The sequence below is a fragment of the Providencia sp. PROV201 genome (genome assembly GCF_028479545.1).
GTDB classification, from domain to species: Bacteria; Pseudomonadota; Gammaproteobacteria; order Enterobacterales; family Enterobacteriaceae; genus Providencia; species Providencia huaxiensis.
This window is the reverse complement of sequence record NZ_JAMPNW010000001.1, coordinates 15,999-34,576: the sequence shown is the minus strand read 5'-3', so window position 1 is coordinate 34,576 and position 18,578 is coordinate 15,999. Positions and strand designations below refer to the sequence as shown.

At 40.1% G+C, this 18,578-nt stretch carries 17 protein-coding genes and 3 tRNA genes; 9 read left to right on the top strand and 11 right to left on the bottom strand.

From position 1 onward, the window contains the following. The first annotated feature begins 340 nt into the window (after positions 1-340). From sufA to PR809_RS00150, 7 genes are all read left to right on the top strand, one after another. The gene (gene sufA / locus PR809_RS00180) at positions 341-709 is read left to right on the top strand and encodes a Fe-S cluster assembly scaffold SufA (protein WP_102139709.1); all 369 of its coding nucleotides are present in this window, start codon (positions 341-343) and stop codon (positions 707-709) included. 16 nt (positions 710-725) lie between these two features. Continuing rightward, on the top strand, positions 726-2,225 hold the full coding sequence (gene sufB / locus PR809_RS00175) for a Fe-S cluster assembly protein SufB (protein WP_102139708.1): 1,500 nt from the start codon (positions 726-728) through the stop codon (positions 2,223-2,225). Positions 2,226-2,270: 45 nt separating this feature from the next. Beyond that, on the top strand, positions 2,271-3,017 hold the full coding sequence (gene sufC / locus PR809_RS00170) for a Fe-S cluster assembly ATPase SufC (RefSeq protein WP_004263776.1): 747 nt from the start codon (positions 2,271-2,273) through the stop codon (positions 3,015-3,017). Further along, a complete protein-coding gene (sufD, locus tag PR809_RS00165; RefSeq protein WP_206275852.1) occupies positions 2,992-4,299 on the top strand; it encodes a Fe-S cluster assembly protein SufD in 1,308 nt (435 codons plus the stop codon). The genes sufC and sufD overlap by 26 nt, the downstream gene beginning before the upstream one ends. Before the next feature lie 5 nt (positions 4,300-4,304). Continuing rightward, positions 4,305-5,543, top strand: a complete 1,239-nt coding sequence (sufS, locus tag PR809_RS00160) for a cysteine desulfurase SufS (protein ID WP_206275851.1) — start codon at positions 4,305-4,307, stop codon at positions 5,541-5,543. Positions 5,544-5,576: 33 nt separating this feature from the next. Next, positions 5,577-5,993, top strand: coding sequence for a cysteine desulfuration protein SufE (sufE, locus tag PR809_RS00155; protein WP_102139705.1), 417 nt, complete (start codon positions 5,577-5,579; stop codon positions 5,991-5,993). Positions 5,994-6,241: 248 nt separating this feature from the next. Then, positions 6,242-7,306, top strand: coding sequence for a L,D-transpeptidase family protein (locus tag PR809_RS00150; protein ID WP_206275850.1), 1,065 nt, complete (start codon positions 6,242-6,244; stop codon positions 7,304-7,306). Positions 7,307-7,402: 96 nt separating this feature from the next. On the opposite strand, the gene PR809_RS00145 is transcribed toward PR809_RS00150, so the two are convergent. The 6 genes from PR809_RS00145 to PR809_RS00120 form a co-directional block, all read right to left on the bottom strand. Beyond that, positions 7,403-7,639, bottom strand: coding sequence for a major outer membrane lipoprotein (locus PR809_RS00145; RefSeq protein ID WP_004263789.1), 237 nt, complete (start codon positions 7,637-7,639; stop codon positions 7,403-7,405). A 411-nt stretch (positions 7,640-8,050) separates the two neighbouring features. Continuing rightward, on the bottom strand, positions 8,051-9,463 hold the full coding sequence (gene pykF, locus PR809_RS00140; RefSeq protein ID WP_166265271.1) for a pyruvate kinase PykF: 1,413 nt from the start codon (positions 9,461-9,463) through the stop codon (positions 8,051-8,053). A 418-nt stretch (positions 9,464-9,881) separates the two neighbouring features. Beyond that, positions 9,882-9,958: transfer RNA gene (locus PR809_RS00135), tRNA-Val, on the bottom strand. Between the two features lie 31 nt (positions 9,959-9,989). Beyond that, positions 9,990-10,066, bottom strand: a tRNA-Val gene (locus PR809_RS00130). A gap of 30 nt (positions 10,067-10,096) precedes the next feature. Then, positions 10,097-10,173, bottom strand: a tRNA-Val gene (locus tag PR809_RS00125). 158 nt (positions 10,174-10,331) lie between these two features. Continuing rightward, positions 10,332-11,705 (bottom strand): MATE family efflux transporter, encoded by a 1,374-nt coding sequence (locus PR809_RS00120; protein ID WP_206275849.1) that lies wholly within the window; start codon positions 11,703-11,705, stop codon positions 10,332-10,334. A gap of 276 nt (positions 11,706-11,981) precedes the next feature. On the opposite strand from PR809_RS00120, the gene PR809_RS00115 reads away from it, so the two are divergent. Beyond that, a complete protein-coding gene (locus tag PR809_RS00115; RefSeq protein ID WP_102139701.1) occupies positions 11,982-12,647 on the top strand; it encodes a riboflavin synthase subunit alpha in 666 nt (221 codons plus the stop codon). A gap of 214 nt (positions 12,648-12,861) precedes the next feature. Here PR809_RS00115 and PR809_RS00110 read toward each other — a convergent pair whose 3' ends face one another. The 3 genes from PR809_RS00110 to punC all read right to left on the bottom strand — a co-directional run bounded on the left by PR809_RS00110 (position 12,862) and on the right by punC (position 15,453). Next, positions 12,862-13,134, bottom strand: coding sequence for a putative quinol monooxygenase (locus PR809_RS00110; protein ID WP_102139700.1), 273 nt, complete (start codon positions 13,132-13,134; stop codon positions 12,862-12,864). Between the two features lie 24 nt (positions 13,135-13,158). Next, complete coding sequence (locus tag PR809_RS00105; protein WP_241098593.1) at positions 13,159-13,917, bottom strand: helix-turn-helix transcriptional regulator; 759 nt, start codon at positions 13,915-13,917, stop codon at positions 13,159-13,161. A 309-nt stretch (positions 13,918-14,226) separates the two neighbouring features. After that, entirely contained in the window at positions 14,227-15,453 is a 1,227-nt protein-coding gene (punC, locus tag PR809_RS00100; RefSeq protein WP_272524420.1) for a purine nucleoside transporter PunC, read from the bottom strand. Positions 15,454-15,575: 122 nt separating this feature from the next. On the opposite strand from punC, the gene punR reads away from it, so the two are divergent. Then, entirely contained in the window at positions 15,576-16,481 is a 906-nt protein-coding gene (gene punR, locus PR809_RS00095; RefSeq protein ID WP_102139698.1) for a DNA-binding transcriptional activator PunR, read from the top strand. A 9-nt stretch (positions 16,482-16,490) separates the two neighbouring features. On the opposite strand, the gene purR is transcribed toward punR, so the two are convergent. Both purR and sodB read right to left on the bottom strand, forming a co-directional pair. Then, complete coding sequence (purR, locus tag PR809_RS00090) at positions 16,491-17,516, bottom strand: HTH-type transcriptional repressor PurR (RefSeq protein ID WP_102139697.1); 1,026 nt, start codon at positions 17,514-17,516, stop codon at positions 16,491-16,493. Between the two features lie 442 nt (positions 17,517-17,958). After that, the gene (gene sodB, locus PR809_RS00085) at positions 17,959-18,537 is read right to left on the bottom strand and encodes a superoxide dismutase [Fe] (RefSeq protein WP_102139696.1); all 579 of its coding nucleotides are present in this window, start codon (positions 18,535-18,537) and stop codon (positions 17,959-17,961) included. Between the last annotated feature and the right edge of the window lie 41 nt (positions 18,538-18,578).

Below are 18,578 nucleotides of genomic sequence, written 5' to 3'. Positions count from 1 at the left end.
TGTGGTTTTATGACCGTTCTTTCTATAAATTCATTTTTATCAAGTTAATTAAGTTGTATAATAAATGCACCTTTATTAATTTGTGTCATTTAAGTGTATTATTTAGTACAAATTTAAATAAAAAATACAACTCTATTTATTTATTGCTTATCAATGAGTTAGACTTGTTTTTCTAGGGCGTTGTTTGTTTTTTAATCTAGTAGTGAGCAAGAAAAGAGCTAAAATAGCTATAACCTCTTAAAACAAATGGTTGAAGTCAATTAGCTAATCATTACCATAGGGTAGGCAGAGTTAATCTCTTGATAACAGGCTGAAAAGCCATAAGAAATGTGGGGTCAATATGACTGACGGTGTAGAGACATTTTCATTTGATGAAAACAATTGGCAGGGAGTTAACCTGACACAAAGCGCTGCAAAACAAATCAAAAAATTGATGGTGCAAAACCCAAACACAAAAGGGCTTTCACTCGGCGTAAAACAGTCTGGCTGCGCAGGTTTCGGTTATGTGTTTGAGATGATCGAAAACCCAACAGACCAACACCTGTTATTTGAACTCGATGGCGCACACCTTTATGTGCCAAAAGAAGCAATGCCATTTATTGATGGCACAGTCGTTGATTTTGTCCAAGAAGGGCTGAATCAAATTTTCAAATTTAATAACCCGAAAGCCCAACATGCCTGTGGGTGTGGTGAAAGCTTCGGCGTTTAACATGTGAAGTCAGATTATGTCACAGAGCAATGTAGAAGTTGGCGATGATGTTCAAAGCTGGCTTGATGACCAGCGTTATAAAGAAGGCTTCTTTACTGAAGTCGCAACTGATGAAATGGCGAAAGGTATCAACGAAGATGTGATCCGTGCCATTTCAGCAAAACGTAATGAGCCTGAGTGGATGCTTCAATTCCGTCTTGATGCCTTTAATCACTGGAAAGGCATGGAAGAACCTCATTGGCTGAAAGCGAATTACCCAAATCTCGATTATCAGGACTACAGCTATTATTCTGCGCCATCTTGTGGTTCATGCGATGATACTTGTGGTTCGCAAACTGGTGCGACACAAGGCACTGGTGTGGCTGAAACCAATAACTATTTAACAGCTGAAGTTGAAGAAGCCTTTAACCAGTTGGGTGTTCCTGTCCGTGAAGGGAAGGCCGTTGCGGTTGACGCAATTTTTGACTCGGTCTCGGTATCAACAACTTACCGTGATGACCTCGCGAAACATGGGGTGATTTTCTGCTCATTCAGCGAAGCTATTCAAGAGTACCCTGAACTGGTACAGAAGTATCTAGGGTCAGTCGTTTCGAGCCATGATAACTTTTTTGCTGCATTGAATGCGGCAGTGGCTTCAGATGGCACATTTGTGTATATACCAAAAGGTGTACACTGCCCAATGGAGCTATCAACGTATTTTAGGATCAACGCAGCCAAAACAGGCCAATTTGAGCGTACGATTTTAATTGCCGATGAAGGTAGTTATGTCAGCTATATCGAAGGGTGTTCTGCACCTGTTCGTGATAGCTATCAGCTCCATGCAGCGGTTGTTGAAGTGATTATTCATAAAGATGCTGAAGTTAAATATTCAACTGTCCAGAACTGGTTCTCTGGTGGGGATAGCGAAGCGGGTGGGATCCTGAACTTTGTGACTAAACGCGCATTGTGTGAAGGTGAAAATTCAAAAATGTCATGGACACAGTCAGAAACTGGCTCTGCCATCACATGGAAATACCCAAGCGTCATCCTTAAAGGGGACAACTCAGTCGGTGAATTTTACTCCGTTGCATTAACAAACGGCAATCAGCAAGCGGATACCGGAACGAAAATGATCCATATCGGGAAAAATACCCGTTCCACGATCATTTCTAAAGGTATTTCTGCGGGTAAAAGCCAAAACAGCTATCGCGGTTTAGTGAAAATTTTACCAAGTGCACATAATGCTCGTAACTTTACCCAATGTGACTCTATGTTAATTGGTACACAGTGTGGTGCACATACTTTCCCATATGTGGAAGTGAAAAATAATACGGCACAGCTCGAACATGAAGCAACAACCTCACGTATTGGGGAAGACCAGTTATTTTACTGTTTACAACGTGGTATCAGCGAAGACGATGCAATTTCAATGATTGTAAATGGTTTCTGTAAGGATGTGTTCTCGGAGCTTCCATTAGAATTTGCCGTAGAAGCACAAAAATTACTGGCGATCAGCTTAGAGCACAGCGTTGGCTGATCCTAATCGAGTTTATTTGCGCTAAAGCGCTAAAGGCATGTAAATATGTTAAGTGTTAAAGATTTACACGTGAGTGTAGAAGGTAATGAGATTTTAAAAGGGTTATCTCTGGAAGTAAAACCAGGGGAAGTTCATGCCATCATGGGGCCAAATGGTTCAGGTAAAAGTACATTATCAGCCACACTTGCTGGCCGCGAAGAGTATGAAATTGATAGCGGTGAAGTGACGTTTAAAGGTAAGGACCTGTTTGAATTAGATCCCGAAGAGCGTGCAGGGGAAGGTGTTTTCCTCGCATTTCAATACCCAGTCGAAATTCCAGGGGTCAGTAACCAATTTTTCTTGCAAACAGCCGTTAATGCGGTCAGAGAATATCGTCAGCAAGAAGCATTAGATCGTTTCGATTTCCAAGATTTTATTGAAGATAAAATTAAATTATTAGAAATGCCAGAAGATTTACTTGCTCGTTCTGTCAACGTAGGTTTCTCCGGTGGTGAGAAAAAACGCAATGATATCTTGCAGATGGCAGCTCTAGAACCTCAATTGTGTATCCTCGATGAAACTGACTCCGGTTTAGATATTGATGCACTGAAAATTGTGGCTAACGGGGTGAATTCATTACGCTCGCCAGAGCGTTCATTCATCATCGTCACTCACTATCAGCGTATTTTGGATTATGTAAAACCTGACTTTGTCCATGTGTTATATCAAGGGAAAATCATCAAATCAGGTGATTTCAGTTTAGCGAAAAAACTGGAGGAGCAGGGTTATGGCTGGCTTATTGACCAACAGTGAAAGAGCACAAAAACGTGCAGAAGTTGCGAAGCTTAATGAGCAAGCAATGTCACGTTTTTCTGAATTATTTGAGCAACGACACGGTGCGAATTCCCAACATGCTAAAACGCATTGGGAAATGGCAAAACAAGTTGGCTTACCTGTGTTCCGCCATGAAGATTGGCACTATACACCACTAAATACGGTACTTGAGGCTCAGTATCGTTTTAGCGATAGTGATATTGAAGCAAAAGAGTGTGAAGCATTGGCTCTGCCAATTGACGCATATCGCCTTGTTTTAATTGATGGGCGTTATAGTTCAGCACTAAGCTCCATTGATATGGGGCCATTCCAAGTGTCTTTGCTTGATAACCAAGACTTGCTGCCTTCGCCTGTAAATAGTGAGATTTTCTTGCATTTAACAGAAAGCTTGGCGGTACAACCGTTAGTTGTTTATCTTGCAGCAAATAAAATAGCAGAGAAACCATTGTATTTGCTGAATATCTCAACGGGTAGCAACGATAAGCAGGCCACGAATATTAGCCAGTATCGCTACCATTTAACGTTAGATGCAAATAGCAAAGCCCAAGTCATTGAGCATTATGTTAGTTTGAATGACCAAATGCACATGACTGGCAGCCGTTTAACAGTTGAAGTCGGTGATAACGCAGACTTTAGTCACTTTAAGTTAAATGTTGAAAATGGTCAGTCTCAGCATTTTGCTCACAATGATATTGTTATTGGTCGCGATAGCCGTGTGAAAAGTACGAGTTTTTTACTTGGCGCATTATTAACGCGTAACCATACAAGTGCTCGCCTTGATGGTGAAAATACTGAGTTTGAACTTAACAGTATATTGCTGCCTAAAGGCAATGAAATTGCAGATACGCGTACGTATTTAGAGCACAATAATAGCTACTGCAATAGTCGCCAATTACATAAAGTCATTGCAATGGATAGCAGTAAAGCTGTCTTTAATGGCATGATTAAAGTGGCACCGAACGCATTAAAAACGGATGGCCAAATGACTAACAACACATTGTTGTTAGGTGAAAAAGCAGAAATTGATACCAAGCCTCAGCTTGAGATTTATGCTGATGACGTAAAGTGTGGTCACGGTGCAACAGTCGGTCGTATTGATGACGAACAGTTGTTCTATCTGCGTTCAAGAGGAATTGAGGGGAAAGCAGCAAAACATATGATTATTATTGCATTTGCTGCAGAACTTACAGAATCTATTGAATCGGAAGAATTAAAACACGCTGTGATGGCAAACATCCGCCAGCGCTTAGCGGAGGTTTAAAATCCATGCCATTCAATGTCGCATCAGTCAGGCAGGATTTTCCTGCCTTATTTCAGTCAGTCAATAATCATCCGCTGGTCTATTTAGATAGCGCAGCAAGTGCGCAAAAGCCTTTGCAAGTTATTGAAAAAGAAAGTGAGTTTACACTACATCAATATGCCGCGGTTCACCGCGGTATACATACTCTTAGTGCAAACGCGACGACAATGATGGAAGAAGTTCGTCAAAAAGCAGCGGCTTTTATTCATGCCGCTTCAAATGAAGAAATCGTGTTTGTCAAAGGTACGACGGAAGGCATTAACCTTGTTGCAAACAGTTTTGGCCGGAAGTATTTCCATGAAGGGGACAATATTGTCATCACTGAAATGGAACACCATGCGAATATTGTACCTTGGTATATGTTAGCTGAGGAAATTGGCTTTGAAATCCGTGTTATCCCAATTTCTGATGATGGTAGGCTGCAATTAGATGTATTAAATGATGTCATTGATTCACGTACGCGATTGCTGAGTTTTACACATATCTCTAATGTATTGGGAACAGTTAATCCAGTACAGGAGCTAATCAAGCAAGCACGAGCAATTGCTGCCTCAAAAGGCGGTGAAATTACGGTATTGGTCGATGGTGCGCAAGGTGCAATGCATCAGCAGGTTGATGTGCAAGCCTTAGACTGTGATTTCTATGTGTTTTCAGGTCACAAGTTATATGGCCCGACAGGTATTGGTATCCTTTACGGTAAAAAAGCTATTTTGGATATGATGCCACCATGGGAAGGCGGTGGGGCGATGATCCGCCAAGTTAGCCTGACCAAAGGGATCACTTTTGCTGATGCACCATGGCGCTTTGAAGCAGGAACACCGAATGTAAGCGCAATTATTGGTTTAGGGGCGGCATTCGATTATTTAAATGCACTAAATTTATCTGATGTATTTGCTCATGAAGCTGAAGTGATGGCTTATGCGTCTAAGAAATTACAAGAAATACCTTCAATTATATTATATGGCAATGACCAACGGGAAGGTGTTCTGGCCTTCAATCTAGGCCAGCACCATGCTTATGATGTGGGGTCTTTTCTTGATAGGTATGGCATTGCAATCCGTACTGGGCATCACTGTGCTTTACCATTAATGGAACATTACCAAGTGCCCGCTATGTGCCGTGCTTCTGTGGGGATATACACGACTAAGGAAGAAGTTGATTCCTTATTCAATGCGTTACAGCGCATCAAAAAATTGTTAGGCTAAGCACATAAGAAACACATAGTAAAGGAAATGAGCATGCCCGCATTACCCGATGAAAATAAGTTATTACGTAATTTCTCTCGCTGCCAAGACTGGGAAGAACGCTATCTTTATATGATAGAACTAGGAGGGCGTTTACCTGAACTCTCTGCGGTGCAAAGAAGCGATAATAATTTAATCGCCGGTTGCCAAAGCCAAGTGTGGATTGATATGCAAAAACAAGCAGACGGTACCGTTACGTTTGCCGGTGACAGCGACGCTGCGATCGTTAAAGGGTTAGTTGCTATTGTGATCATTCTTTTTCAAGGTAAAACTGCCCAACAAATATTAGCACTGGATGTTAAGTCATTTTTTGAGCAATTAGCATTGGAGCAGCATTTAACACCTTCACGTACTCAAGGCTTAAATGCAATGATCCGTACGATTTTATCGCGCGCGGCACAGTTCGTGTGATCCTACCGAGGGAGCGTTATGCTCCCTTACCTATATTTTACTTCTTGGGTATTATTCTTTATCTGAGTAATCCATTAAAGCCATCGTGTTTAACTATATCTAACTATATTTAATCATCATAAAAAGACTGACTTCATATTAATACTTAATAAAAATATTTATTTAGTATTAAAGATATGAAAGATAGTTGCTATTATGAACAATAATTATTGAATTATTGTAAGAACATTATTTTCCTTGGAGTAGATATGAAAAGAGTTTTGACGGTGGCAAGTTTGTTTGTCATGAGCGCCTTATTAGCGCCAGCTCAAGCAAAAGAATACCCATTACCTGACAGTAACACTCGTCTTATCGGGGAAAATTACACGTATATCGTCCCCAATGATGGGCGGCCGTTGGAGGCCATTGCCAGTGATCACCAAATTGGCCTACTTGGTATGCTTGAGGCAAATCCAGGAACAGACCCGTATCTTCCCGAAGCGGGTAAAGAGCTTATCATTCCAGCACAAATGTTGTTACCGTCAACGCCAAGAACCGGAATTGTAATTAACTTAGCAGAGCTGCGTTTATATTATTATCCGGCGAACAGCGAAGAAGTGATTGTTTACCCTATAGGTATTGGCCAATTAGGTCGTGATACACCTGAAATGGTAACTTCAGTAAGCCAATCAATTAAAGATCCAACATGGACGCCAACGGCGAACATCCGTAAAAATTATGCTAAAGAAGGTATAACGCTTCCTGCAGTCGTTCCAGCAGGTCCTGAAAACCCAATGGGTTTGTATGCATTACGACTAGCATATGGGCGTGGTGAATATCTGATTCACGGTACTAATGCAGATTTTGGTATTGGTATGCGGGTGAGCTCCGGTTGTATTCGTTTACGTCCTGATGATATTGAAGCGTTATTCAAGACAGTACCAAAAGGAACTCGTGTCCAAGTTATTGATCAGCCTGTAAAATACTCCAAAGAAACTGATGGCAGTTATTACATTGAAGTACATCAGCCATTGTCACGGACAAACAGTGATGATCCTCAAACCATGCCAATCAAGCTATCTGACGATTTCAAGCGTTTTCTGGAAAATGAAGGGGTTGATAAGGCTTTAGTAGAAAAAGAGCTAGCAAGGCGTTCTGGGATGCCTGTGCGTGTGAATAATGATCAGGGTAATAGTTCTTCAGACTCTGAAACGCAGCACGAAGGGTTAGTGCCTATTGAACCTTTTACTATTTCACAGCCACAGCCTATCTATGACCATAAAGTCAGCGCAGTGCTTCCTACTAAATATCGCTCTTCCTCTGTAGTTGAATAACTACTCCAAATAATAAGGGCCTATTTTCATAGGCCCTCATAAATACTATTAGCTTCAAAGAAGCGTCGTATCAGCTAGATAACGACCAAATTGAACTTATTTTTTGTAAGTACGAACTTGGTTATCTAAACGCTGGTTAGCGCGCGCTGCTTCTTCTTGAGCTGTCTGTACGTCAGAACGCAGAGACTGAACGTCGTTGCTCAGTTGATCAACTTTACCATTCAGAGTTTGCACGTCTGAAGAGAGTTTTTGCACTTCAGTGCTGTTAGAACAACCCGCTAGTAATGCTGAAGCTAATACGATAGAGCCCAGTACAATTTTAGTACGAATCATTATTTTACCCTCTAGATTGATTTATCTTGAAAATATAAAAAAGCAAGTCACCAAACAATAGAGCTAAGCTTGTTATCTTAAAGCTTGCTATATCCCTTTAAAACAACCTAATGAAAATTAGGGTATGGCACTTACTATGTCTTATGCTAGTACTAAATATAAAGTTTTGCTAGAAATACTTTATATTTAGTACTAGGAAAAAGGAGAAAAATTTAAATTAAGATTAATAAAGGTTGTTATTTGACCAATCTGAGCGTGTTTTATGATATTACTCTTAAATCGCGATAAGATATTTACTAGAGAAAAGGAAATAAAGGAATAGTTACATCAAGGCAGCACTTAATGTTAAATCTAAATAAAAAGGCCGATAGCTAAAATAGTCACTATCGGCCTCTAGAAGACAATTAAAAATTAAAGTACATGAACTGAAGATGTGTTGGTTGTACCGCTTTGTACTAATGCACCAGAAACCATCACAACAGCATCACCAGAAACCGCTAAACCACTTTCTAGCGCTGCGCGTTTACCTTCACGGTAAAAATCATCTGTGGATGTAAAACCACCGACAATCATTGGGATCACACCTTTGACTAACAGTAACTGGCGTGCAGTTTCTTCATTGGTAGTCAATGCTAGGATTGGTGCTGTAGGGAAATATTTACGTACAGATTTAGCCGATTTACCACCGTAGGTTGCAACAACGATCAATGGAACATCTAATTTTTCAGACATTTCCACAGCACCACGACATACAGCTTCAGTGACACGTAAGCGTTGGCTTGGTTTTTGGTTATCAATGCGAGTTTGCATGACACGGTCTGTACGCTCACAGATAGTTGCCATAATGGTAACGGCTTCTACTGGATATTTACCTTTAGCACTTTCACCAGACAGCATAACTGCGTCTGTGCCGTCTAAAATAGCGTTGGCAACGTCGCCTGCTTCTGCGCGGGTAGGGCGTGGGTTTTTGATCATTGAATCTAACATTTGCGTTGCAGTGATCACGACTTTGCGTGCTGCGACACATTTTTCAATCATCATTTTTTGTGCAAAAATAACTTCTTCAACTGGGATCTCAACGCCTAAATCACCACGAGCAACCATGATGCCGTCTGAAGCTTCTAAAATCTCATCAAAATTATTTAAACCTTCTTGGTTTTCAATCTTAGAAATAATTTGGATGTTCTCGCCACCATGTTTTTTCAGGTGAGCACGAATTTCTTCAACATCAGAGCGCTTACGGATAAAAGAAGCAGCAACAAAATCAACACCTTGTTCGCAACCAAAGACTAAGTCTTCTTTATCTTTTTCAGCTAACGCTGGAAGGCCAATTGAAACGCCTGGCAGATTAACCCCTTTTTTCTCACCGAGGTCACCGTTATTTAAAACTTCACAAACGACTTCAGTAGCAGTGACATTAGTCACTTTCATGCCAATTAAGCCATCATCAACTAATACAGTATTACCAACTTTTAAATCTGAAGTTAAGCCTGCATAGGTCACTGCAACTTTATCTTTGTTACCTACAACTGAAGTGTCGGTAGTGAATGTAAAAGTTTGACCCGCAACGAGAGAAACGTCGTTACCACCTTCCAATTTCATGGTGCGGATTTCAGGACCTTTAGTATCTAACAGAATAGCTGCTTGTTTACCCGTTTTTGCACAAACAGAGCGAAGGTTTTTGATACGTTGACCATGTTCTTCATAGTCACCGTGAGAAAAATTGAGGCGCATGACGTTCATGCCAGCATCAAGAAGTTGAGTCAGTTTTTCTTCTGATTCGGTTTTTGGACCGATAGTACAAACAATTTTGGTTTTTTTCATGGCAGTCTATCTAATGTTATAAAGGAAATCGGAATTGCCGCCGATGCTTAGTACATTTAATAAATCGTGCGCATGAAAAATTTTGTTGCGCAACTCATTTATAAGAATAGGCGACAGTCTGGTGTTTAATGCATTTTTACACTTAAATTTGTCACATTTTGATTCTTATTATAGTGTAGATGACAAATTGAATTAAAGCTAACGTATTGATTTGCTACTGTTGAAACCTTTCAGCCAGCGCGAGTATTATAGACAACAAAAAACTGTGAGACAAATCAAATTTTATAAAATTAAAAGAAGAGACCGTTCAGATCAAAAATTCAGTTAATATTAAGTCATTTAATTTGTTGCGCAACAAGGTAAGGGAATAATAATAGACAATCAAGAGAAATTTTAGCGGGTGGGAAGATAAATAAAATGGTGCGTCCGAGTAGACTCGAACTACCGACCCCCACCATGTCAAGGTGGTGCTCTAACCAACTGAGCTACGGACGCACTGAGAAACTTGGCTTGTGTTAATTTGAAATGGTGCGTCCGAGTAGACTCGAACTACCGACCCCCACCATGTCAAGGTGGTGCTCTAACCAACTGAGCTACGGACGCGCTGAAAATTAACATTGTGTTCACTAGAAATGGTGCGTCCGAGTAGACTCGAACTACCGACCCCCACCATGTCAAGGTGGTGCTCTAACCAACTGAGCTACGGACGCATTTAAAAGTTATCTAGGTGACAACGGGGATGAATATTAACGTTATGAGGTTCATCTGGCAAGGGGAAAATGTATTTTCGTGATAGTTTGCTCGTATTTAAAACTATCTGGTGCGAAATACATCTTCCCCCATAATAAAAAGCTTAAAAAACCGTCAATTAGCGGGCAGAGCGAAGTAGAATAACATCCTCTGTTTGCTTATGGATCCACATAATCCGTGTCGCCATTCCTACTGCTGCTGCGCTTAAACCAATAATAAAGCCAATCCAAAAGCCTTTAGGTCCCATGGCCGGTGCGATAATATCAGTTAATGCTAAGATATAACCGGAAGGTAAGCCAAGTAACCAATATGCCGTGAAGGTAATAAAGAAAATAGAACGTGTATCTTTATAGCCACGTAAAATTCCCGCACCAATAACTTGCACAGAGTCTGAAAGCTGATAAATAGCGGCATATAGCATTAAACTACTCGCTAAAACAACCACCTCTGGGTTTTTGTTATACATCATCGCAATTGGCTCACGGAAGACCGCGGTGAGAACTGCGGTAAAACAAGCGACCATTAAGCCAACAGCAATACCAGTATAAGATGAAACTTTAGCGGCTTCAGTTGAGTTCTGCCCTAAGTTATAACCTACGCGAATGGTTGCTGCTATTCCTAATGATAATGGGAACATAAACATCACAGAACTGAAATTCAACGCAACTTGGTGACCAGCTACTGCGACAACACCTAATGGGGCGACTAGCAGTGCAACGACAGCAAATAAAGTGACCTCAAAGAAAAGTGCCAGACCAATAGGGGTACCTAATACGATAATTCGCTTTAAGATTAATGGATTTGGCGATGTGAAAGAGAGTGTAGGGCGAATATCGCGCTGCGCAGTAGCACGCTTCACATACCATCTCATCATCAGACACATAGCCCAATACACTGATGCAGTGGCGACACCACAACCCACACCACCTAAAGCAGGTGCACCAAAGTGACCATAAATAAAGATATAGTTAATAGGAATATTAATCATTAGGCCAAGAAAACCAATCACCATCCCCGGTTTGGTTTTTGAAAGCCCTTCACATTGGCTACGATACACTTGATAAAATAAGTAGCCCGGTGCTCCACACATAATGGCATGTAAAAAACGGACAGACTTATCCGCCAATTCTTTATCAATATGGGGCATATTGCTAATAATAAGTTGGCTATTATAAAGAAGGCACATAATGCCTAAGGCTAAAAGTAGCGCTAACCATAGCCCTTGTTGAATTTGGTCGCCAATTAAGTTACGACGGCCTGACCCATTCATTTGTGCAACGATTGGGGTTAACGCCATCAAAATGCCTTGGCCAAAAAGAATAGCTGGCAGCCAGATGGAAAAACCAACTGCAACTGCGGACATCTCAATTTCACTAACACTTCCAGCCATAACGGTATCCACAAACCCCATTGCAGTTTGTGAAAATTGAGCTAAAACGATAGGAATACCAAGTGCCAACAAGCTACGCGCTTCTGTAAAATATTTCTGCACGCATACACCTTTGTAATAAAAGCAAGTAAGAGGAAAAAAATTAGAAAAATAAATGAGTTACTAAAATCTCATTGATTATTAAAAACCGCCCATTCTATCCCTTTTCTATATGGATTCCAATAATGATATGGTAACAAACTATAAAAGAGCATTTTAGAACCTAAAATATTGCTAAATACTAGGTTTATTATCGCTTTGTTTACCACTCAAATAGGATAGATCTCTAAAAATTCTGATGTAAACTGAGTCTATTAATCCACTACACTGAGAATCATTATGTTTACAGGCATTGTTCAAGCGACTGCTCCTATTATTGAAATTACAGAAAGAGCCAACTTTCGAACTCATGTAATGAAATTTACCCCAGAATTACTTAAAGGTTTAGAAACAGGGGCTTCCGTTGCACATAATGGTTGTTGTTTGACGGTAACAAACATTGATGGTGAAAGAGTCAGTTTTGATCTAATCAAAGAAACTCTAAGATTAACTAACTTAGGGGAATTACAAGAAGGTGATGTTGTTAATATCGAACGCGCCGCAAAATATGGTGACGAAATTGGTGGCCATGTTGTTTCTGGGCATATTATGACAACAGCTGAAATTAGTAAAATCTTTACATCTGAAGATAACCACCAAATTTGGTTGTCAATTCATGATAAGGCTTTGATGAAATATATTTTGCATAAAGGCTTTGTGGCGATTGATGGTATCAGTTTAACGGTGGGTGATGTAATCAATAATCGGTTTTGTGTCCATCTTATCCCAGAAACATTAGAAAGAACAACATTAGGTAAAAAACGCTTGGGTGATAAAATAAATATTGAGATAGACCCTCAAACGCAGGCAATTGTTGATACGGTTGAACGCGTTTTAAATCAAAAAGAACAAGAAAAATTATTACAGCAAGCAGAAGAGTTGGCTAATGTAGCGAAAACAGAGTGAATAGGCATAAAAGCTAGCAATTGCGTTATTTATGTTAAAGATAAATAGCGATATAAGCAATCAGGTAGGCTATAGCAATGGTAGTTTATGCTATAGCCTGAATAAAGCATGGTTGGATTTTGTTTATTGGATGTAGGTTATGGAGTTCTATTAAATAAAGAAGGTTAAAATTGCTTAAAAAATACAATGAGCTCTAGTTTTCATTATTAATAGATCATTTTTCACTAAAATTGACAGAAAAGCTAGCGTTATCACGTTCAATTGCTTCAACTAATCGCTTGAAATGTGGGCTGTTTTTATGCATCTCTAATGCCTGAGTGTCTTCCCATTCCTCGAAAACAATGTAACCATTTTCTTTAGCCATAAGATCATATTGAATGCATCCTTTCTCTCGGCGGCTTAGTTTTGCTAAGTCACGAACGATTTCTTTCGTTAAATACCCATCCGTCCTTTCTGTTGTAATTTGGGCATACACAACAATACTCATTCCGTTCTCCTTATGTATTAAGAACTATCTTAATGGGTACTTAGTTTTTGTATTGTAAAAAAGCGAATAACTCGATTTTAAAAATGCCGACGGCGTCATAGTAAAGTATCTTTTAAAATCACGGTAAAAGTGGGATTGATCATAATAGCCTGTTTCAAACCAACGGTAGGTATCTGGTTCTACTACCATACTTTTTAAAACGTGCTCTAAGCGGCAATTGATCTGGTATCTTTTTGGCGTAATACCGTATTCTTTTAAAAACTCTTTTTGAATGACTCGGAGGTGTAAACCTGTCTCTTCGGCAATTTCAGTGATTTTTTTAGTTGGGTTACGATATAGCAACTCTAAAATTTCATCTGTGAAATGAGACTTTTTCTTGGCTTTTGTCCTATTAAAGCAATCCAACAACTCTTTGAATGAAGAATTAGCTAAAGCTTCAAACCAACGGTCTTTCCATATGTCATTCAGAGCGATGGGGTCATCAGTATAATTTAGTGTTCTTTGAGGCAGAAGAAAACGCAATGCATCATGACGAATACGTAATACCATGACTTTTGAATCATTAGGGCTAGCGGTAAATGTATTGACTCTAGGAATAATGAGTTGATAAGGGTCTACGACTGAGTTGCTTTCAGTTGTCATCTGAAATGTATCTGATGAAACCCAGATTTCAGCACCCGTTCCAGGAAAAATTTTAATTGCCTCTGTAAACTCTTTGATTATTAAAATAGAGCTAACAAAGGATTTTAATTCATCTGGTGGATAATACTGTTTTAACATCATTCTTGAGCACTCATTATTTAATGTCGCAATGATAACGTTTTTTAACAAAAAAATTAACCATGAAATATCTATATCTTAGTAGATAACAAAATAAAAGCCTTATTTATTAGTGAAATCCGCTTTGAATAAAGAAACGTGATAAGAAAGTTCAGGTTTTGTGAGCTAAGAATAATGGGCGATATAGAAAAATACTTAATAAGTATTACGGTATAGTCACAAGTGCTATACACTGGAAGACGTTTTTCTTGAATTTATTAAATAACAATCATGCCGATAAAATACGGCATGATTGATTCGATAAACTACATTTTATGAATTCGCCTGGCAGTCGACCTGCTCAAGAGTTTGACTGTTTTTTTTGTCACAGCGTTGCATAAAATAACCAATAGCCATTGGGATAATTGTAACTGCCATTACACCAGTTGTGGCTAACAATGGGTCGAAGGGCAGGGCAGAAACAAGCAGGCTTGCTAAAAAACATAGGCCTAACTGTAAAGCATTTTGCAACGCAGCTGCTTTACCACTCGCACTAGGAAATGTATTTAGTGCTTTGGATACTGCAATAGGGTAAGAGGCCCCGTTCATTGCCGCCATAAAGCAGAATGGGATCAATATCATGGTTAATGATGGCGTGGTATAGATGGCCATGATGAATAAAATAGACATGCTTACCGCGTAACCAATCAGTAACAATGGAAATAACGTTTCTGCACGAATTTTTGCTAATAAAATACGGCAGCCATATCCACCAACAATAAAGGCTAAAGTTTGTGGAATATAACTCAGACCAATATCAGCAGGGTTGAACCCCATGTTACGTAAGATAAAAGGTGACCCTGTTAACCAAGCGAAGAAACCCGCACTACAGGATGCATAAACCAGCACGTTACCGCTGAAAACAGGGGAACTGAGTAAGTTTGAGAAAGAAATCTTAGCCTGCGGTTGGCTGTCATCAGTGATTGTTTTAACTGAGACATTTTTCAAAAAGAGTGTTGGTAATAAAAGTAATATGCCCACAGCCATTAGGATCAGGAAAATTGCTTCCCATGTTTGGTGCTCTAGAACCCATGCACCTAATAATGGCGCTAAAGCAGGGGATAGCGCGACTAGCGGCATAATAGAAGCAAAGACTTTTTGGGTATTTGCTTCATCATAGCGGTCGATAACAAGCGCTTGCCATAAAACCGCAGCGGAGCAGACACCAACAGCCTGTAAAAAACGTAGAGTTAACAGCTGTGTTGCGGTTTCTACCCAATAAATGGCTAAGCTACTTATAATGAAAATAGTTAAGCCCACAATGAGCACAGGCTTACGGCCAAGTTTGTCTGATAATGGCCCCCACAACAGTTGAGCGAAGGCAAAACCAGCTAAAAATATACTGAGAGAAGCACTGATAGCGCCTTCAGATGTATGCAAGGTGTTTTGCATAGCACCAAATGCAGGTAAATACATATCAATGGCTAAAAACCCTAGCATGCTAAGTCCTGCAAGGTAAACCATAAAACCAGGGGAATTTTTTTTCACAGTATTCGACATAATTATTACTTATCTGATATTTAAAAAAATGTTAATGATGACTCCATTGTATAGGCTATTTTTTTAGGTTGTGAAACGGTAATATTTGGATCTTGCTATCAAAATTTTTGAAAGGAGAAGTTATGTGGTCTGCGCATGCACTCGAAGTGATTGATGCAGTTGCTCGAACTGGGAGCTTTAGTGGTGCTGCTGAAGAATTGCACCGTGTACCTTCTGCAATCAGTTATACCGTAAAGCAAGTTGAAGAATGGCTTGCGGTTCCTCTATTTGAACGCCGACATCGTGATGTTGTTCTGACAGAAGCAGGAGCGATATTTATTAAGGAAAGCCGTTCTGTTATCAAAAAAATGACAGATACCCGGCATCAGTGCCAGCAAGTTGCAAATGGCTGGCGCGGGCAATTTAGTATTGCCGTTGATTGCATTGTTAAACCTCAAAGGACGGAACAGTTAATTATTGATTTTTATCGTCATTTTCCTGATATTGAACTTTTTATTCATCCAGAAGTGTTTAATGGAGTGTGGGATGCACTGGCTGACGGGCGCGTAGATGTTGCGATTGGTGCGACTCGAGCGTCCCCGATAGGTGAAAGATACAGTTTCCGTGATATGGGGTTTATGCCGTGGATGTGTGTCGCAAGCCCGGAACATCCATTAGCAAAAATAGGTGAAAAACTGACTGATGACCAAATGAGAGAGTATCCGAGTTTGTGCCTTGAAGATACCTCTCGTAACCTTCCCAAACGTGATACTTGGGCACTTGATAACCAACGTCGGCTTGTCGTGCCTTACTGGGAAAATGGTCTAGCTTGTTTAGTTAACGGGTTATGCGTTGGAATGGTACCTGAGCATCGAGCAGCTCCGCTTTGTGAAAAAGGCCAATTGGTTGAGCTAGCATTAGCCCAGCCATTTCCACCCAGTCCTTGCTGTTTAACTTGGGTGGAAAATAACACATCACCCGCGCTCCGTTGGTTATTAGATTACCTTGGCGATAACGAAACGCTCAACGCAGAGTGGCTTTCAACTTAACTATTTGTCTTATCGACGGTAATCGATAAATGGACCGTCAGCGACAGAACGACGTTCTACAAGGCGAGGGTGGACTTCAATTGTTTGAGCATCTTCGCGCTTATTTACGATACGATCGAGCAGCATAGTGAAGGCCATTTGCCCTAAACGCTCTTTTGGTTGGTGGATAGTGGTCAATGCTGGGGTAAAATAACGCGCATTTCGCACATTATCATAACCAATGATTGAAATGTCTTGTGGAACACGTAGCCCCATTTCATCAGCCGCACAAATGGCTCCCATCGCCATGATATCGCCGCCACAAAATACCGCGGTAGGGCGTTGTTTATGGCTTAAAATTTGCATCATTGCTTTATAGCCAGACTCAGGTTCGAAATCACCTTGCACTATCCACTGGTCTCTCAGTGTGATCTTTGCCTCTTCCATTGCTTTTTGGAAGCCTGTTAAGCGGCCGATACCTGTGTTTCTTTCGAGCGAACCTGGGATCACACCAATATCACGGTGCCCACGATCAATTAAATAGCGGCCTGCAAGGTACCCACCATGGAATGAATTATCAATAATACTGTCTGTAAAATCACCTCGGGAGGTTCCCCAATCCATCACCACCATTGGGATATTGCGATAATCTTCAAGCATACTAATTAACGTATCTGGATATTCAGAACACATCACGAGTAGGCCATCAACGCGCTTTTGCGCTAACATTTGCAAATACGCTTTTTGTTTTCCCAAATTATTATGGGAATTACAAAGTATAAGCGTGTAACCTTTTTCATAACAACTATTTTCAACTGATTCAATGACTTCCGCAAAGTAAGGCGCTTCACTTGAGGTTGCGAGTAAACCAATCGACTTTGTATGATTAACTTTTAAACTACGGGCAACTGCACTCGGTGAATAATTGAGCTCTTTAATCGCAGCCCAGACCGCTGTCTTAGTATCATCGGCCACAAAGCGCGTTTTATTAATAACATGGGATACAGTCGTGGTAGATACGCCAGCGCGTTTCGCCACATCTTTAATCGTTGCCATGGGGAAAAAAAACTCCTGACCAATAACCGGTCTCAATAAGAATTCTTGTTAAAAAATTACCTGCATATTGATGCATTGATCCTTTGCTGGCAATAATTTAGCGATTTGTTGTCGATTTTGTCTGATCTAGCGCAAAAACGAAAGAAATAATTGATGTTATAACATGTGATATAGACACTAGTTTTACTTTTTTGGATATGTATACTTAATAACCTTAATTATTGCATGGTTATTTGTTAATTCAATTACATTAGAATGAGAGGAACTCATGGATACAGATGTTAAATATGGATTGCTTGCTGCATTGGGCTCATTAGCAATGATTATCTTTCTTGCTGCACATATTTTCTGATTTTATTTCAGCCTCAAGTAGGGTGAAATAAAAGGGCGAGTGTATCTCGCCCTTGTCTATTTATGCTTTGTTTCAATACTTGCTAGGTGACTATGCTAAGTTTTCTTCCACAAATTTCCAGTTAACCAGTGCCCAGAAGTTTTCTAAGTATTTAGGGCGGGCGTTGCGGTAATCGATATAGTAAGCATGCTCCCAAATATCAACGGTTAACACGGGTTTATCATCACCAGAAATTGGGGTCGCAGCATTCGATGTATTTACGATTGCAAGGCTACCATCTGCTTTTTTCACTAACCAAGTCCATCCAGCACCGAAGTTTTTGGTTGCTGCATCAGTAAACTGAGCTTTAAATTCAGCAAAAGAACCGAATGCTTTATTAATAGCTTCCGCAACTTTTCCTGTCGGCTCGCCACCAGCGTTTGGCGCTAAGCAATTCCAATAGAAAGTGTGGTTCCAAACTTGTGCCGCGTTGTTAAAAACCCCTGCTTCAGAAGTTTTGATTATTTCTTCTAAAGATTTTCCTTCAAAGTTAGTACCTTTGATGAGGTTATTTAAGTTAACAACGTATGTGTTGTGGTGTTTACCATAGTGATATTCTAAGGTTTCTGCAGAGATATAAGGTTCTAAAGCATCTTTTGCATACGGTAAAGCGGGTAGTTCAAATGACATTGCGTACTCCTTGATTGCTTTTATATCAAAATACTCAGGGT

Excerpts from the sequence above, each read along its gene's own strand:
- sufA (WP_102139709.1), top strand. The coding sequence starts at position 341 with ATGACTGACGGTGTAGAGACATTTTCATTTGATGAAAACAATTGGCAG.
- sufB (WP_102139708.1), top strand. The coding sequence starts at position 726 with ATGTCACAGAGCAATGTAGAAGTTGGCGATGATGTTCAAAGCTGGCTT.
- sufC (WP_004263776.1), top strand. The coding sequence starts at position 2,271 with ATGTTAAGTGTTAAAGATTTACACGTGAGTGTAGAAGGTAATGAGATT.
- sufD (WP_206275852.1), top strand. The coding sequence starts at position 2,992 with ATGGCTGGCTTATTGACCAACAGTGAAAGAGCACAAAAACGTGCAGAA.
- sufS (WP_206275851.1), top strand. The coding sequence starts at position 4,305 with ATGCCATTCAATGTCGCATCAGTCAGGCAGGATTTTCCTGCCTTATTT.
- sufE (WP_102139705.1), top strand. The coding sequence starts at position 5,577 with ATGCCCGCATTACCCGATGAAAATAAGTTATTACGTAATTTCTCTCGC.
- PR809_RS00150 (WP_206275850.1), top strand. The coding sequence starts at position 6,242 with ATGAAAAGAGTTTTGACGGTGGCAAGTTTGTTTGTCATGAGCGCCTTA.
- PR809_RS00145 (WP_004263789.1), bottom strand. The coding sequence starts at position 7,639 with ATGATTCGTACTAAAATTGTACTGGGCTCTATCGTATTAGCTTCAGCA.
- pykF (WP_166265271.1), bottom strand. The coding sequence starts at position 9,463 with ATGAAAAAAACCAAAATTGTTTGTACTATCGGTCCAAAAACCGAATCA.
- PR809_RS00115 (WP_102139701.1), top strand. The coding sequence starts at position 11,982 with ATGTTTACAGGCATTGTTCAAGCGACTGCTCCTATTATTGAAATTACA.
- PR809_RS00110 (WP_102139700.1), bottom strand. The coding sequence starts at position 13,134 with ATGAGTATTGTTGTGTATGCCCAAATTACAACAGAAAGGACGGATGGG.
- PR809_RS00105 (WP_241098593.1), bottom strand. The coding sequence starts at position 13,917 with ATGATGTTAAAACAGTATTATCCACCAGATGAATTAAAATCCTTTGTT.
- punC (WP_272524420.1), bottom strand. The coding sequence starts at position 15,453 with ATGTCGAATACTGTGAAAAAAAATTCCCCTGGTTTTATGGTTTACCTT.
- punR (WP_102139698.1), top strand. The coding sequence starts at position 15,576 with ATGTGGTCTGCGCATGCACTCGAAGTGATTGATGCAGTTGCTCGAACT.
- purR (WP_102139697.1), bottom strand. The coding sequence starts at position 17,516 with ATGGCAACGATTAAAGATGTGGCGAAACGCGCTGGCGTATCTACCACG.
- sodB (WP_102139696.1), bottom strand. The coding sequence starts at position 18,537 with ATGTCATTTGAACTACCCGCTTTACCGTATGCAAAAGATGCTTTAGAA.